This window comes from Listeria goaensis, from assembly GCF_900186125.1.
In the GTDB taxonomy this organism is placed as follows: Bacteria; Bacillota; Bacilli; order Lactobacillales; family Listeriaceae; genus Listeria; species Listeria goaensis.
Genome location: NZ_FYBQ01000001.1, coordinates 491,107 through 506,164, shown reverse-complemented (window position 1 = coordinate 506,164; position 15,058 = coordinate 491,107). Strand labels below are relative to the sequence as shown.

The window sequence follows — 15,058 nt, the reverse complement described above, 5'->3', positions numbered from 1 at the left end:
CTCGCTTTAAACAATATTAAAATTGTGTTAAAGTATATAATTTCTTTGTCAATTCTGAACGGTTAGTGTAAAATAGGTGGAAGAGCGAAGGAATTGAGGTGTTTAGAATTATGGGTACTAAAGATCAAACAATGCATTATAATTTCGGTGACGGTTCCATTGAAGAAGATGTCAAAAAGATTATGAGCCAAGTCTATTCAGCGCTTGAAGAGAAAGGGTACAATCCTGTCAATCAAATTGTTGGCTATTTACTTTCTGGAGACCCTGCCTATATCCCGCGCCACATGGATGCCCGAAACTTAATTCGTAAACTGGAACGTGATGAAATCATCGAAGAATTAGTTCGCGCATATTTAAAAAACAACGAAATTGGTGGAAAATGAGAATAATGGGTTTAGACGTCGGCTCTAAAACGGTCGGCGTTGCGATAAGTGATGCACTGGGCTGGACGGCGCAAGGGATTGAAACCATTGCGATTAACGAGGAAGCAAAGCAATTTGGCTATAATCGTGTACAGGAACTTGCGACAGAATATGAGGTAGAAAAGATTATCGTGGGTTTGCCTAAAAATATGAACAACACGCTTGGTCCACGTGCTGAAAGCTCCGAGAAGTACGCAGAAGTTCTTGAAAATCGGACGGGGATAAAAGTCGAGCTTTGGGACGAGCGTTTAACGACGCAAGCGGCTGAACGCACGCTTTTAGAAGCAGATGTAAGTCGAAAAAAAAGAAAGCAAGTCATTGATAAATTGGCAGCTGTGATGATTTTGCAGTCCTACCTAGATGCAAATAATTAAATGAGGTGACGTATATGTCAGAAAACCATAATCACGAGGAAGAACAAAATTTTATTACGATTGTAAACGAAGAAGGACAAGAAGAGCAGTTTGAAATTTTATTTAATTTTGATTCAGAGGAATTTGATAAATCTTACGTGCTTTACTTCCCAGCAGGGGCAAGTGAAGACGAGGAAATCGAAATTTTAGCTTCTTCTTACATTCAAGATGAAGAAGGCAATCAAGGACAACTGATGCCAGTTGAAACTGATGAAGAGTGGGATATGATTGAAGAAATCTTAGCTACTTTTTTAGCGGACGAAGACGAAGAATAATCGAAAAAAGGTATCCCAATTTGGGATACCTTTTTTTAATTTCTTGCCCGCGCTTTTTTATTCCAAATCTTGTATGCAAGCCAAATGACAAAAATGATGCAGAGGGCTAAAATTCCATATGTAATGGGGCGCGTGTATTTTTCAACGATTGACCAATTAGCGCCAAGTGTGTAGCCGAGCCATGTTAAAAATAAATTCCAAGGAATACAGCCAAGAATTGTGTAGAGAATAAATTTTGAAACGTTCATTTTGGCAATTCCAGCGGGAAGTGAGATAAATGTGCGGATAACCGGGAGGATGCGGCCGAAAAAGACAGCACTTGCTCCGTAGCGATTAAACCAAATTTCGGCTTTATCAAGATGTTTGACGTTTAAGAAAATATATTTGCCGTATTTTAAGACGAGTGTTCGTCCGCCAGCTTTTCCGATGTAGTAGGCAATGAGTGAGCCGACTAAGTTTCCGGCGATACCCGCAAATACGACAAGCCAAAAATTGAGTTTTCCAGCTTCAGCCATAAAACCACCAAATAGCATGACAACTTCGCTAGGCAGGGGGATACAGACGCTCTCGATTAGCATCGCAAGGAAAATCCCGAAATGTCCAAAGGTATCAATTAAATACATGACAAAATCTTGAAGGCTTTGAATAATTGTATGTAACATAAAAAGACTCCTTCTAAATACAATAGTGACTTTGTTATTATAGCATAAGGAAATCATAACGCGTTATTTTTTATAAAAGAAAAGGTTTTTGTATGTTTTTTCGCGTAATCTTTGTTATGATAGTTTTATTCCAAAAATGAAAGAAGGGTTACCATGGAAAAATTTGTTGTGACGGTTCATATGGTGAGCGGGCGTACATACAGCAAAACAGTAGAGAGCGATTCGCAGAAAAAAGCGATTTCGGAGGCGTTAGTGCCAACAGGAGAGGGAACATTTTTACTGGATGATAATGAAGGTCGTTCGGTTAGACTATATAAACGCAATATTGAATCAGTGGAATCGATTGAAGCTTAAAGGTGCTGAAAATTCTGAAAGTGACTTCGCTTTCAGGATTTTTTTTATGAAATATTAAAATTTGTTAAAAAAAATAAATACGCATAGTAATGTGCGGAAAAAATCGGTATAATGGACTGGATAATGTAAAGAAACGAGGGGTCTACTTGAGTAAGTCTAAAGGTAAAAAAATGACCATTATTATTTCTGCCATCGTTCTAGTTCTTATAATTGCCACTTTTTCAGGATATTTTTATATCCAAAGTCAACTAGGTGCGAAAGATGCGGATAGTAAAGCGGAAGTTATTGTTGAGATTCCATCAGGGTCAAATGTGAAAGATATTGGCAATCTATTAGAAGAGAAAAACGTGATTAATGATGCGAGAGTTTTTTCATACTATGTTAAATATACGAATGAAAATAATTTAAAAGCAGGTAAATATCAACTCAGCCCATCAATGGATACGGATGAAATTGTGAAAGTCTTAAAAGAAGGCGATACAGTTGCTCCTGAAAAACTCGTCATTCCAGAAGGGTATGCACTGGATCAAATTGCGGAAAGAATCGTGAATTACCAACCTAACTTGAAGAAAAATGACGTTTTAAAAACGATGGATGACCCAAGTTTTGTGAAAGAAATGATTAAAAAATATCCTGACACGGTGACAGATGCTGTGCTGAATAAAGACATTAAACATCCGCTAGAAGGCTACTTATATCCAGCGACGTATACGTTTAAAGATGCAAATGCTAGTGCGGAGACGATTATCGAAGAAATGATTAAAGCAACGGACACGAACTTAGCGCCGTACCGTGCGGAATTAGCGAAGCAACAGAAGTCGGTTCACGAATTTTTAACGATGTCTTCCTTAATTGAAAAAGAAGCGACAGAAAATGTAGACCGCAAAAAAATCGCAAGCGTTTTTTACAACCGCTTGGACGAAAATATGCGCCTCCAAACCGATCCAACAGTACTTTACGCACTCGGAGAACATAAGGACAGAACCCTTTATTCGGATTTAAAAGTAGATTCACCTTACAATACTTATCGTGTGAACGGCTTACCGCCGGGCCCGATTGCAAATAGCGGTCAAAATTCGATGGAAGCAGCGCTCTATCCAGAAAAAACCGACTATCTATACTTTTTAGCGAATACAAAAACAGGGAAAGTTTATTTTTCAAAAACATTAGACGAACATAATCGCTTGAAAGAAGAGCATATTACAAGCAATCAAGAGTAAGAGGGGAAGTTTATGAATCAAACTATTCAAGATTACCTAGTTGCGCAAATTCCAAAACGATCTGTTTTCTTTACAAAAATGGAAGAGTTTGCGAAAGAAAATCATGTGCCTATTATGGAAGCAGATTCCTTGCACGCGATGCTACAAATTATGGCAATTCAACAGCCAAAGCGCATTTTAGAGCTTGGAACGGCAATTGGTTATTCAGCACTACGCATGCAAGACATACTCCCAAACGCTGAAATTGTAACGATTGAACGCGATGAGGAACGTCATCAGACGGCCTTGGAAAACATTGAACGCTACGGGGCGAACAATATTGATTGTGTGCTCGGAGATGCGCTAATTGACGCGGATAAGCTGCTTGAAAAGGGACCGTATGATGCCATTTTTATTGATGCAGCGAAAGCGCAATATGAAAAATTTTTCGCGCTTTATACGCCAAGTTTAAATCAAAAGGGCGTTTTATACAGCGATAATGTTTTATTTAAAGGACTCGCGCTTGATGAATCCGATGAGGTTAAGAAAAAGGCACGTGTTGCTCGTAAAATGCGAGATTTCAACCAATTTTTAGTGGAACAAGAAAATTTTGTGACGACAACAATTCCGCTGGGAGATGGACTTGCGATTACTAGAAGGAGCGAAATATCATGAAGAAAAAGCCAGTTGTTGTGGGAGTTACAGGTGGATCAGGCTCAGGAAAGACGAGCGTATGCAAAAAAATATTCGATCATTTTGATGAACATTCTATTTTAATGATTGAACAAGATTTTTATTACAAAGATCAAACGGAACTTTCTTTTGAAGAAAGACTTAAAACTAATTACGATCATCCACTCGCGTTTGATACCGACTTATTAATTGAACATGTTAAGCAGCTGCTCCGTTTTGAAGCGATTGATAAGCCCGTATATGATTATACGAAACATACGCGTTCAGATATGCTTATTCATCAAGAGCCACGCGACGTTATCATTTTAGAAGGTATTTTAATTTTAGAAGATCCTCGGCTGCGCGATTTAATGGATATTAAAGTCTATGTCGATACAGATGATGACATTCGCATTATTCGTCGTCTGTTGCGTGATATTAAAGAACGAGAACGCTCGCTTGATTCCGTTATTGAGCAATATTTAACGGTTGTCAAACCGATGCATAACGAGTTTATCGAGCCTACAAAAAAATATGCCGATATTATTATTCCAGAAGGCGGGCAAAATCATGTGGCGATTGATTTAATGACAACAAAAATAGCAAGCGTGCTTCAGGAAAATATGTAATAAGATTCGTTGGGCTTGTCAAAGTATCCAAATTACTGTAAAATTTGCGTTATGAAATGAAAGAGATTTGCTTACTACTTGAAAGAAAGAACGGTTATCTTTCTTGCGTAAAGTAAATATTCGATCATGGTGCGGGGATAGTCTCCGTACTTTTCTATACAAAGAAATGTTCAAAAAGGAGAGAAACTATTTTGGCAACTGAAAAAGTATTTCCAATGACCCTTGAAGGGAAAGCAAAATTAGAAAATGAATTACATGAATTAAAAACTGTAAAACGTAAAGAAGTTGTTGAGCGCATTAAAATTGCGCGTGGTTTCGGTGACTTATCCGAGAACTCGGAATATGATTCCGCAAAAGATGAGCAAGCATTCGTTGAAGGACGGATTACGACAATTGAAAACATGCTTCGTAACGCGCACATCATTGATGGCTCAGAAGTCGATAATGATACGGTTTCACTCGGCAAAAAGGTAACTTTTGCGGAAGTTCCAGGCGGCGATGAAGAAACGTACACGATTGTCGGTAGTGCGGAAGCTGATCCATTTGAAGGTCGTATTTCTAACGATTCTCCAATCGCTAAAGGTTTAATCGGCCATGCAATTGGTGAAGAAGTAAACATTCAAACGCCAGGCGGCGATATGACCGTTAAAATTATTAAAATTGAAGCATAATCCTGCTTTTGAACAAGGTGGTGAGACTCAAATATGGTGACAAAGCAAAATAAAAATCGCCGTGTGAAGCAAAATAGCGTGGAAGGATCCAGGCTCGAGTCGAACACGAAACGCAAAAAAACAAACTTGATTTTAAATATTTTGATCATCATTGTATCGCTTTTAATCGTTGCTTCGCTTTATTTTGTTATTTTGGCAACCGATAATTCTGATACACCAACAGAAACTAAAACGGCATCTTCTACAACGAAAAAAGAAGATGCCGCAAAAAGTGAGAAGGCTAAAAAAGCAGAAAAACAGGACGAGTCTGCGTCTAAAGACACGACTACGACCGAAAAAAGCGATGATCCAAATGTAAATCAAGTCATTACAAAAGACTGGAAACCTGTCGGAACGAAACAATCCGGTGAACATGTAAACTCTTACGATGCAACTAGCCGTGATTGGAAAGAAAAAATCCAAGCTTTTTCGGAAGCGACAGGAATAGACGCGAATAACATGACACTTTGGTTTGTAGGGCGCGGCGCAGATCCAGCTACAGAATCAATCGGAACAGTTTCAGATAAAAGCACACCTGATAAAGCGTATCGCGTATACATTGCTTGGCGTGACGGAGAAGGTTGGCAACCGATGAAAGTGGAAGAGTTAAAGCAAAACGATAAGCGATAAACGCTGGTAAATTTCCGGCGTTTTTATTTGGACAAAAAGGAGGTTTTCCTTGTGATAGGAATTATTGGCGCGATGGAAGAAGAAGTGAAAATTTTAAAAGAGCAAATGACGTTGCTGTTAGAAGAAGAAATCGCAGGAGCAAAATTTTACCGTGGGACAATTTCAGGTCAAGAAGTCGTGCTACTACAATCAGGAATTGGCAAAGTAAATGCCGCGATTTCAACCACTATTTTGTGTGACCATTACAAACCTGAATGCATCATTAATACTGGTTCAGCAGGCGGCCTAGGCGCGAATCTAAATGTGTCAGATGTCATTATTTCAAATCAACTTACTTACGGTGATGTGGATGCGACCGTCTTTGGCTATACATTTGGTCAAGTACCACAAATGCCAGCTGTCTATCAAGCAGATGCCAATTTGCTAAAGAAAGTTGAGAAAGTATATTTAAATCAATTAAAAGAAACCACGAGCAAAGTTGTATTCGGATTAATTGCCACAACGGATTCCTTTATTTCAACAGATGAACAACGCGAAAAAATCACTACACATTTTCCAGAAGTAAAGGCGGTCGAAATGGAGGCAACGGCTATAGCACAAGTAGCGCATCAGTTTGATATCCCGTTTGTGATTATCCGCGCGCTATCTGATGTTGCGGACAAAGAAGCCGCAATTTCCTTCGATGAATTCCTAGAAACAGCAGCAAAAGCTTCATCAGAATGCATTTTAGCCCTTCTAAAAGAATGGAATTAAAAAAGCGAGAATCCACTAGGATTCTCGCTTTTGTATTTATAAGTCTTCTGTTAGTTTAAGGAATTCAGAAACATCGTTCACGGTAATTTGAACGGCGCTTTCCCAGAAATCAGGTTTTGTTAAATCAACGCCGAGATGTTTTTTGGCAAGTTCTTCCGTTGTCATCGCACCAGTATCTTTTAAGAGTGCAATGTATTTATCTTCGTAGCTTTCGCCCTCTTGAATGGCTTTATTATATATACCAAGCGAGAAGAGGTAGCCAAATGTGTACGGGAAGTTGTAAAATGGCACTTCTGAAATGTAAAAATGAAGTTTGGAAGCCCAGAACTGCGGATGATATTCATCAAGTGCATCTAAATAAGCTTCACGCTGGGCTTCTTCCATTAAACGATTCAGTGCGTCTACAGATAAAATACCTGCTTTACGCGCTTCGTAAAAACGTGTTTCGAATAAGAAACGAGCATGGATATTCATGAAGAATGCCACACTGCGCCCAATTTTATCTTCAAGAAGCGTTATTTTTTCTTCTTTTGTGCTGGCTTCCTTCACAGAAGCATCGGCAATAATCATTTCAGCAAATGTAGAGGCAGTTTCAGCAACATTCATGGCGTAGCCAGTATTTTCAAAAGGCTCATCGCGAATCACGTATGAATGGAAAGCATGTCCCAGCTCATGTGCCAGTGTCGCAACGGTACTTGGCGCTCCGTCATAGGTCATAAAAATGCGACTTTCTTTAACAAGAGGGAAGTCTGTGCAAAAACCGCCTGGACGTTTATTGTCGCGATCTTCCGCTTCAATCCACTTGTTGGCGAAAGCATGTTCAGCGAAATGGGCCATTTTAGGACTGAATTTTTGGAACTGTTGAATGATGAAATCCGCGCCTTCTTGGAAAGAATATTTTTTCGTATCTTCACCGAAAACGAGGGGCGCTTCTACGTCATAAAAGCTAAGTTTTGGAACACCAAGTAATTTGGCTTTACGATCTAGGAAAGTGGTAAAGGTACTTTTATGTTCGCGAATCACGTTCCACATCGCGTCAAGTGTGCCTTGCTCCATTCGATTTATCGCAAGCGGTTCAGCGAGCACTTTATCCCATTTACGCATGTCATATGTAGCCAAACGAAAGCCTGCTAAATGGTTCAATGTGTCAGCGAATAGCCGCCCATTTTCCTGCCAACTTTTCGTATAAGCCTGAAAAACCGCTTGGCGGACGTCACGTTTTGGGTGGTTCAACATGTTGAGCGCTTGACCAGCTGAAAGGTCTTTTGTTTCACCGTCAATCTCGACTTTAACGCGAACTTTTGACACGATGGTATCATAGTGGTCAGACCAGCCACGGTAACCATCAACGGAAAGGGCGTTAATTGCGGCTTCCACTTCTTTCGTTCCTTTTTTCTTGCGATTTGTGCGCGCTTCATTTAAGACGAAAGCAATTTGTTCAAAGCCATTTTGTGTCAGGATTTCATTCCAAACGCGGTCCGAAATTTGCGCAAATTTTTCATGCCATTCGTCTTCTGCCGTTTGCAAAATAGATTGATGTTGGTAAACAAGTGCTGCCAGTTCAAGCGCGCGTTCATCGTTCACATTGGCTGAGGCTAAACATTCTAAATAAGAACTTGCGGTTAATAAAACGCGTGAAATATCGGCGTTTTGATTGATTAAAATGAGAAATTCTGCGGTGTCCTCTGTATTTTCTGGGATACTCCAATCCTGAATGTTTTGCACAAATTGATCGAGCTCTTGTTTGTTTTGTTGGAGTGCATCACGGAGTTCAGTTGAGCTACTGCCACCACTATAAATTGAATCGAGTTCCCAAATAAGAGAATAGTCTTTTGACATGTTTTTTCCTCCCTATCAAACGCATAATTGTAAGATTATTTCTTCATCATTATAGCATTAAACCATTCTTTTTTTGTAAAAAAAGCAGAAAGATGTTAAAATTTGTAGATTATCTTTGTAAATAACGGTATGATAGTATTTGCAGATTTATACTATATAAAATGGGGTGCGAAAGAGTGCTAAAGCAATTTTCACCAGATCGGATGTTAAATTCTCCGTTTGGAATTACGGCAACGCATATTAAAAGTTTAGGGAAAACAACAATTTTAACTGATTTAGATAATACACTTCTCGCTTGGGACGAAATGGACGCGACGCATGAAATTATTAACTGGTTCACACTGCTTGAAGCGGAAGGCATCAAAGTGATGATTTTATCGAATAATTCGGAGGAACGCGTTGAACGAGTTGCGCGCGCCACACGAATTCCATTTTTAGCCAAAGCCAAAAAACCACTTCGCAAAAATTTCCAAAAAGCGCTGCGCGAGCTTGACTCGACGCCTGAGGAAACGATTATGATTGGCGATCAAATTATGACGGACATTTTTGGTGGTAACAGGCAAAAATTGATGACAATTTTTGTGCGTCCAGTAAAGGAAACGGACGGACTTGCAACGAAATTTAATCGCTTTATGGAGCGAATTATTTTAAAACGGTTAGCGAAAAAGCAACCGATGGAATGGGAGGATTCACTTTGACCGAAGAATTAAGATGTATTGGGTGCGGCGCGATTATCCAGTCTGTGGACAAATCAAAACCGGGTTATGCACCAAAATCTTCACTGGATAAAGAACAAGTCATTTGCCAGCGTTGCTTCCGCTTAAAACATTATAACGAAATCCAAGATGTTTCTTTAACAGATGATGATTTTTTGAAAATCTTAAATGATTTGGGGGCTAAAAAAGCACTCATTGTTTACGTTGTCGATATTTTCGACTTCGATGGGAGCTGGCTGCCTGGACTTCACCGCTTTGTCGGAAGCAACCCAGTGCTTTTGGTCGGAAATAAAGCGGACTTGCTACCAAAGTCTTTAAAACGTGATAAATTAACGCGTTATATGCGCACGCGGGCGAAAGATTTAGGACTTCGCGCGGCAGATGTTGCCCTCATTAGCGCCGAGAAGGGCTACGGCTTTGAATCGCTGATGGAACAAATTGAGGACTTGCGCGACGGGGAGGACGTTTTTGTTGTTGGTTGTACAAACGTCGGAAAATCAACGCTAATTAATCGGATTATTAAATTTGCGACGGGTGAAAACAACATCATTACGACGTCACAATTTCCAGGAACGACGCTTGATAAAATTGAAATCCCACTTGAAGGAAACCGCGTGTTAGTGGACACACCAGGGATTATTAATCATCATCAAATGGCGCATTTTATCGGTCCAAAAACATTGAAACTCATTACACCGAAAAAAGAAATTAAACCCGTTGTCTACCAATTAAATAGTGCGCAGACGTTATTTTTTGGTGCGCTTGCACGTCTTGATTTCACGGAAGGTGGGCGCTCATCGTTTATCGTTTACATGTCGAACCAGCTTGAGCCACACCGGACGAAATTAGAAAAAGCAGATCACCTTTACGAAACACAAAAAGGCTTGATTTTAAGTCCGCCGAGTGAAGAAGACATGGCAGATTTACCAGAACTTGTTCCCCACACGTTTGTCATTCGCGAAAAAGCGGATATCGTATTTTCAGGATTAGGCTGGGTATGTGTGCCAAACGGCCATGTTAAAGTAACAGCATGGGTGCCAAAAGGCGTCAACGTGACGATTCGCGAACCGCTTATTTAGGAGGCATACGGAATGGAAAAATTTGCAGTAATCGGCAACCCAATTGCGCATTCGCTCTCGCCAGAAATGCATCATGCAGCGATTCACGCACTCGGTATGGAAGCCGTCTACACACGCCAAAAAATTGATATCGAACAATTTAACACGGAAATCCCTCTTTTTATGGAAAAAATGGATGGTTTTAATGTTACCGTACCGTTTAAAGAACGCATCATTCCTTTTTTAGATAGCCTCGATGAGTTTGCCGAAAAATGCGGGGCAGTCAACACGGTCGTTCGGAGAAATTCAAAGTGGGTAGGCTATAACACAGATGGTTTGGGCTATCTTGCTGGCCTAGCTGAAATCCACCCGCTACGCCCAACTGATTCAGTCTTAATCATCGGCGCGGGCGGTGCAAGTAAAGGCATTTATTTGGCGATTAAGGAAAAAATTGGAAGTCGCGTGGTGGTGGCGAACCGCACCATTTCAAAGGCGGAGCAGCTAATTCAAGGCTATCCCGAAGATGCTGCGCTCACCATTTCGGAGGCGGAAAAACAATTGGCGTCTTTTTCAGTTGTGATTCAAACGACCTCAGTTGGTCTCCTGAAAACCGCAAATGAAACGCCACTGTCATTAGCTAATTTGCGTCCGGGGACAATTGTTAGCGATATAATTTACAATCCGAAAAAAACGCCATTTTTAAAAGAAGCAGAAGAGAAGCAGGCAATCATTCAAAACGGCTTGCCGATGTTTATTCATCAAGGTGCACTTGCCTTTGAATTATGGACGGGGCAAAAGCCTGATACAGAAATTATGAAACAGGCGGTGCTTGCTTCATTATAGGAGGAAAACGATGTTAACAAACCCACAAAAACGTTATTTACGAAAAAATGCGCATTCGCTTCACCCGATTTTTCAAGTTGGAAAAGGCGGCGTGACACCAAATATGGTGATTCAAATTGCGGAAGCGCTTGAAGCTCGTGAACTCATTAAAATTTCCGTTTTACAAAATTGTGAAGTTCCAAAAGAAGAAGTGGCGGAAACAATTAGTGGCCGGGCCGGCGCCGAACTAGTTCAAGTGATTGGCCGCACTATTATTTTATATAAAGAATCGAAAACTAAAAAACAAATTGTATTACCTTAAATTTGAGGTGAAACTATGAAAAAGCGCGTTGGTATTTTAGGTGGCACTTTTGATCCGCCACATATTGCTCATTTGATTATTGCAAACGAGGTCAGGGTAGCGCTGAACTTGGAACAAATTATTTTCCTCCCAAATTCAGTTCCACCGCATAAAGAGAGCGGGAATGTTTCGGCTACAAACCGCGCTGAGATGTTGCAGCTTGCGATTTCTGATAATCCGCATTTTGCAATGGATACGCGGGAACTTTTGCGTGCGGGGAAATCTTTCACCTATGATACAATGAAAGAAATGGTGGAAGAAAATCCAGATACAGACTACTATTTTATTATTGGTGGGGATATGGTAGAATATTTACCAAATTGGTACAACGTTAACCAGTTAGTTCAGCTGGTTCAATTTGTTGGCGTAAATCGCCCAGAATATTGCCTTGAAACGCCTTACCCAGTTAAGAATGTGTTTGTGCCGGAAATGTCTGTGTCGTCTTCACTCATTCGTGAGCGCATGGCGAAAAAGATGCCAATTGACTATTTTTTACCGAAACAAGTTGTGCGGTATGTGAAGGAGCATCAGTTATATGAATCGTGATGAAATGCTTGAAAAAGTACGCCAAGCAATGCCTGAAAAAAGGTTTATTCATACGCTTGGTGTCGAGGAAACGGCCATAAAGCTCGCCAAAATTTATTTTGAATCGGAAGAGAAGGCAAGTATTGCTGCCATTTTGCACGACTATGCGAAATATATCGATGATGCGAAAGCACGCGATATCATCGTGCAAGAGAAGATGAATCCGGAATTTTTGCGCTATCAAAATGCGATTTGGCATGCACCAGTTGGGGCTTACTTGGCGGAGCATGAATTTGGCATTACCGATGAGGCGATTTTAGATGCCATTCGCTGGCATACGACTGGTACAGAAAACATGTCAACACTAGATAAAATTATTTTTTTAGCTGACTATACGGAGCCCGGTCGGGATTTCCCTGGCGTGGACGAAGCGAGAAAAATCACCGCGGCTTCTTTAGACAAAGGAATGTTGTTTGCTCTTGGTCGTACGATTGGCTATTTAGCGAGTAAAGAGCAGCCGATATTCCCAGATACATTTTTAGCTTACAATCATTATGCGTTTTTAATTAAAGAAGGAGATGTTTTGAAATTTGAATAGTTATGATGTACTCATGTTAGTTGCAAAAGCAGCTGACGACAAGCGTGCGGAAGATATTCTAGCACTAAATATGAAAGGTTTGTCTAGTTTTGCCGACTATTTTGTCATTTGTCATGGTAATTCTGATAAACAAGTCGAAGCCATTGCGCGCGAAATTAAAGAACAAGCACAAGAAAATGATGTCGAAGTGAAGCGTTTAGAAGGCTTAGAAGCTGCCCAGTGGGTGCTGATTGATTTAGGCGATGTTATCGTCCACGTATTCCACCGCGATGAACGTTCTTACTACAATTTGGAAAAACTTTGGGGAGATGCCCCGCTTGAAGATGTTTCAAAAGCGTTCACTTCATAAAGGAGATGTACGACTGTGAGCTACGAATTTTTTCCACAAGTGTATGATGAACTAATGGACGTGGAACTCTACGATGAGTGGGCTGATTTCGCACATCAAGTACTTCCAAAGGATAAAAAAACGTTGCTTGATTTGGCAAGCGGGACAGGTGAATTTGCTATTCGCATGCATTTTCAAGGCTACGACGTCACAGGTCTTGACCTATCAGAAGAAATGGTTCACGTGGCAGAAGCTAAAATGAACGCCACCAACCTACCCATTCCTTTTTTGGCAGAAAATATGACCAATTTTTCATTCCAAAAGAGCTTCGATGTTGTGACCTGTTTTTGTGATTCACTCAACTATTTAGAAACCGAAAAAGAGCTAGATGCAACGTTCGAGAGAGTTTATGAACATTTAAATACAGATGGAGCCTTCTTGTTTGATGTGCATTCCGTTTATAAAGTGGACGTTGGTTTTCAAAATTATAGTTACGGTGATAGCGATTTAAGCGTTTCAACGATTTGGAATTCATTTCCCGGAGAAGCGCCTCATTCGGTTGAACATGAGTTAACTTTTTTTGTTGAAAATAGCGATGGTTCTTACTTCCGGAAAGATGAACTCCATAAAGAAAGAACGTATCCGGTTGCGACATATGAAAAAAAATTAATTGCCGCCGGATTTAGCAAAATTAGCGTGTATGCAGATTTTTCGCTGGAAAAACCAGATGAAAAGAGCGAAAGAATCTTCTTTTTAGCAAGAAAGTAGTGTAAAAAACTGCTTTCTTTTTTTATGTCTTCATGAGGAATTTAGTTGCCAATGTCGAATAAGTAAAAATAAAAGGAGATAAAGTATGAAAGAACTGTATCAAAAGTATCCGAAATGGTTTTGGCTTTGCGGGGCAATTGTTTTGTGTATCATCGTAATAAGCTATGTTATGTTGCAACCAGCCACAAATAACGCGGCAAAAGCCGAACTTATTCCCAATGTGCCAAAAGAAGAAACTGCAGAGACCGAAGAAAAGTCGGGGAGTAAAACGGTTGTAGTTGATGTCAAAGGTGCTGTGAAAAATCCGGGCGTTTACGAAATCGCGTTTGATGGGCGTGTAAAAGATGCCATTACTATTTCAGGCGGCTTCACAGCTGAAGCGGACTTAAATGCTATCAATTTAGCAGAGAAATTAAAAGATGAAATGGTGATTACCGTGTATAAAAACGGTGAGGCAAAACAAATTGCATCAAGCGGATCCGCAGAAAATTCTAATGCAGGACAAAAAATAAATCTCAATCAAGCTTCAATCAGTGATTTACAACAAGTGCCGGGCATTGGTGCGGCGAAAGCAAAAGCAATTCTAGAATACCGTGAAAAAGAAGGTTTATTTCAAACGATAAATGACTTAAAAAATGTCAGTGGAATTGGCGAAAAGACCGTTGAGAAGTTAAAAGAGTATGTAGAGGTTTAAATTTTTGATTGACTCCCTAAAACATCAAATTTATACTTAAAGGTGAAAGTGAGGTAGAATCATGAAACGTATTGCTTGGGACCAGTTTTTTATGGCGCAAAGCCATCTAATTTCTTCGAGAAGTACATGCACACGCCTAATGGTAGGTGCAACAATTGTACGTGATAAACGCATTATTGCTGGCGGATATAATGGCTCTATCGCAGGTGGTGACCACTGCGCTGAACACGGTTGTTTAGTCGTGGAAGGTCACTGTATTCGAACCATTCATGCTGAAATGAATGCCATTTTACAATGTGCAAAGTTTGGCGCATCAACAGACGGCGCAGAAATGTATGTCACGCATTTTCCTTGTGTGGCATGTTGTAAATCCATCATTCAAGCGGGCATTAAAACGGTCTGCTACGCGGTAGACTACAAAAATCACGCCTATGCTGTCGAATTGTTCCAACAAGCAGGAGTAGAAGTGAAAAAAATCCCGTTTGATTCACATATTTTTGCGGGAGAAAAATTAAATAAAGAAGAGCTACTTGATGAAGTCAAGCAAGCTGCTATTTCCGAACAAATACCTGATGAATATATCCAAAAGCTCTATGCGAACTTAGAAAACAGACTATCTTAAGAAACGGA

General features: G+C 40.1%; 22 protein-coding genes. 20 read left to right on the top strand and 2 right to left on the bottom strand.

Annotated features, from left to right (window positions below):
• The first annotated feature begins 110 nt into the window (after positions 1-110).
• Genes CFT42_RS02465 through CFT42_RS02455 form a run of 3 tightly spaced genes read left to right on the top strand, consistent with a single transcriptional unit; the run spans position 111 to position 1,110 of the window.
• Entirely contained in the window at positions 111-383 is a 273-nt protein-coding gene (locus CFT42_RS02465) for an IreB family regulatory phosphoprotein (protein ID WP_088809043.1), read from the top strand.
• Positions 380-796, top strand: coding sequence for a Holliday junction resolvase RuvX (ruvX, locus tag CFT42_RS02460; protein ID WP_088809042.1), 417 nt, complete (start codon positions 380-382; stop codon positions 794-796). The genes CFT42_RS02465 and ruvX overlap by 4 nt, the downstream gene beginning before the upstream one ends.
• A 14-nt stretch (positions 797-810) precedes the next feature.
• Positions 811-1,110: a DUF1292 domain-containing protein gene (locus CFT42_RS02455; protein ID WP_088815294.1), complete on the top strand. Its 300-nt coding sequence runs from the start codon at positions 811-813 to the stop codon at positions 1,108-1,110.
• Positions 1,111-1,145: 35 nt separating this feature from the next.
• Here CFT42_RS02455 and CFT42_RS02450 read toward each other — a convergent pair whose 3' ends face one another.
• On the bottom strand, positions 1,146-1,772 hold the full coding sequence (locus CFT42_RS02450; RefSeq protein ID WP_088809040.1) for a DedA family protein: 627 nt from the start codon (positions 1,770-1,772) through the stop codon (positions 1,146-1,148).
• A gap of 153 nt (positions 1,773-1,925) precedes the next feature.
• On the opposite strand from CFT42_RS02450, the gene CFT42_RS02445 reads away from it, so the two are divergent.
• From CFT42_RS02445 to CFT42_RS02415, 7 genes are all read left to right on the top strand, one after another.
• On the top strand, positions 1,926-2,126 hold the full coding sequence (locus CFT42_RS02445) for a hypothetical protein (RefSeq protein ID WP_088809039.1): 201 nt from the start codon (positions 1,926-1,928) through the stop codon (positions 2,124-2,126).
• Between the two features lie 146 nt (positions 2,127-2,272).
• Positions 2,273-3,346 (top strand): endolytic transglycosylase MltG, encoded by a 1,074-nt coding sequence (mltG, locus tag CFT42_RS02440; protein WP_088809038.1) that lies wholly within the window; start codon positions 2,273-2,275, stop codon positions 3,344-3,346.
• 12 nt (positions 3,347-3,358) lie between these two features.
• Complete coding sequence (locus CFT42_RS02435; RefSeq protein ID WP_088809037.1) at positions 3,359-4,000, top strand: O-methyltransferase; 642 nt, start codon at positions 3,359-3,361, stop codon at positions 3,998-4,000.
• Complete coding sequence (gene udk / locus CFT42_RS02430; protein WP_088809036.1) at positions 3,997-4,626, top strand: uridine kinase; 630 nt, start codon at positions 3,997-3,999, stop codon at positions 4,624-4,626. The genes CFT42_RS02435 and udk overlap by 4 nt, the downstream gene beginning before the upstream one ends.
• Positions 4,627-4,817: 191 nt before the next feature.
• A complete protein-coding gene (gene greA / locus CFT42_RS02425; RefSeq protein WP_088809035.1) occupies positions 4,818-5,297 on the top strand; it encodes a transcription elongation factor GreA in 480 nt (159 codons plus the stop codon).
• 33 nt (positions 5,298-5,330) lie between these two features.
• Positions 5,331-5,966: a YrrS family protein gene (locus CFT42_RS02420; protein WP_088815293.1), complete on the top strand. Its 636-nt coding sequence runs from the start codon at positions 5,331-5,333 to the stop codon at positions 5,964-5,966.
• Between the two features lie 51 nt (positions 5,967-6,017).
• A complete protein-coding gene (locus tag CFT42_RS02415; protein ID WP_088809033.1) occupies positions 6,018-6,719 on the top strand; it encodes a 5'-methylthioadenosine/adenosylhomocysteine nucleosidase in 702 nt (233 codons plus the stop codon).
• A gap of 36 nt (positions 6,720-6,755) precedes the next feature.
• Here the strand turns inward: CFT42_RS02415 and CFT42_RS02410 are convergent, their stop codons facing one another.
• Positions 6,756-8,558 carry a M3 family oligoendopeptidase gene (locus CFT42_RS02410; protein WP_088809032.1) on the bottom strand — a complete coding sequence of 601 codons (1,803 nt, stop codon included), beginning with the start codon at positions 8,556-8,558 and terminating at the stop codon, positions 6,756-6,758.
• Positions 8,559-8,734: 176 nt separating this feature from the next.
• Between CFT42_RS02410 and CFT42_RS02405 the strand changes: the two genes are divergently transcribed.
• The 10 genes from CFT42_RS02405 (at position 8,735) to CFT42_RS02360 (ending at position 15,050) form a co-directional block, all read left to right on the top strand.
• The gene (locus tag CFT42_RS02405; RefSeq protein WP_088809031.1) at positions 8,735-9,256 is read left to right on the top strand and encodes a YqeG family HAD IIIA-type phosphatase; all 522 of its coding nucleotides are present in this window, start codon (positions 8,735-8,737) and stop codon (positions 9,254-9,256) included.
• Positions 9,253-10,353 carry a ribosome biogenesis GTPase YqeH gene (gene yqeH / locus CFT42_RS02400; protein WP_088809030.1) on the top strand — a complete coding sequence of 367 codons (1,101 nt, stop codon included), beginning with the start codon at positions 9,253-9,255 and terminating at the stop codon, positions 10,351-10,353. Before CFT42_RS02405 ends, yqeH begins: the two co-directional genes overlap by 4 nt.
• Before the next feature lie 12 nt (positions 10,354-10,365).
• Positions 10,366-11,175 carry a shikimate dehydrogenase gene (aroE, locus tag CFT42_RS02395; RefSeq protein ID WP_088815292.1) on the top strand — a complete coding sequence of 270 codons (810 nt, stop codon included), beginning with the start codon at positions 10,366-10,368 and terminating at the stop codon, positions 11,173-11,175.
• 10 nt (positions 11,176-11,185) lie between these two features.
• Positions 11,186-11,476, top strand: a complete 291-nt coding sequence (yhbY, locus tag CFT42_RS02390; protein WP_088809028.1) for a ribosome assembly RNA-binding protein YhbY — start codon at positions 11,186-11,188, stop codon at positions 11,474-11,476.
• Between the two features lie 15 nt (positions 11,477-11,491).
• Positions 11,492-12,061 (top strand): nicotinate-nucleotide adenylyltransferase, encoded by a 570-nt coding sequence (locus CFT42_RS02385; protein WP_088815291.1) that lies wholly within the window; start codon positions 11,492-11,494, stop codon positions 12,059-12,061.
• Positions 12,051-12,638, top strand: a complete 588-nt coding sequence (gene yqeK / locus CFT42_RS02380; RefSeq protein WP_088809026.1) for a bis(5'-nucleosyl)-tetraphosphatase (symmetrical) YqeK — start codon at positions 12,051-12,053, stop codon at positions 12,636-12,638. The genes CFT42_RS02385 and yqeK overlap by 11 nt, the downstream gene beginning before the upstream one ends.
• A complete protein-coding gene (gene rsfS, locus CFT42_RS02375) occupies positions 12,631-12,987 on the top strand; it encodes a ribosome silencing factor (protein ID WP_088809025.1) in 357 nt (118 codons plus the stop codon). Before yqeK ends, rsfS begins: the two co-directional genes overlap by 8 nt.
• A gap of 15 nt (positions 12,988-13,002) precedes the next feature.
• Positions 13,003-13,734 (top strand): class I SAM-dependent DNA methyltransferase, encoded by a 732-nt coding sequence (locus tag CFT42_RS02370; protein ID WP_088809024.1) that lies wholly within the window; start codon positions 13,003-13,005, stop codon positions 13,732-13,734.
• 85 nt (positions 13,735-13,819) lie between these two features.
• Complete coding sequence (locus CFT42_RS02365; protein ID WP_088815290.1) at positions 13,820-14,428, top strand: helix-hairpin-helix domain-containing protein; 609 nt, start codon at positions 13,820-13,822, stop codon at positions 14,426-14,428.
• Between the two features lie 61 nt (positions 14,429-14,489).
• The gene (locus CFT42_RS02360) at positions 14,490-15,050 is read left to right on the top strand and encodes a ComE operon protein 2 (protein ID WP_088809022.1); all 561 of its coding nucleotides are present in this window, start codon (positions 14,490-14,492) and stop codon (positions 15,048-15,050) included.
• Positions 15,051-15,058 lie beyond the last annotated feature (8 nt).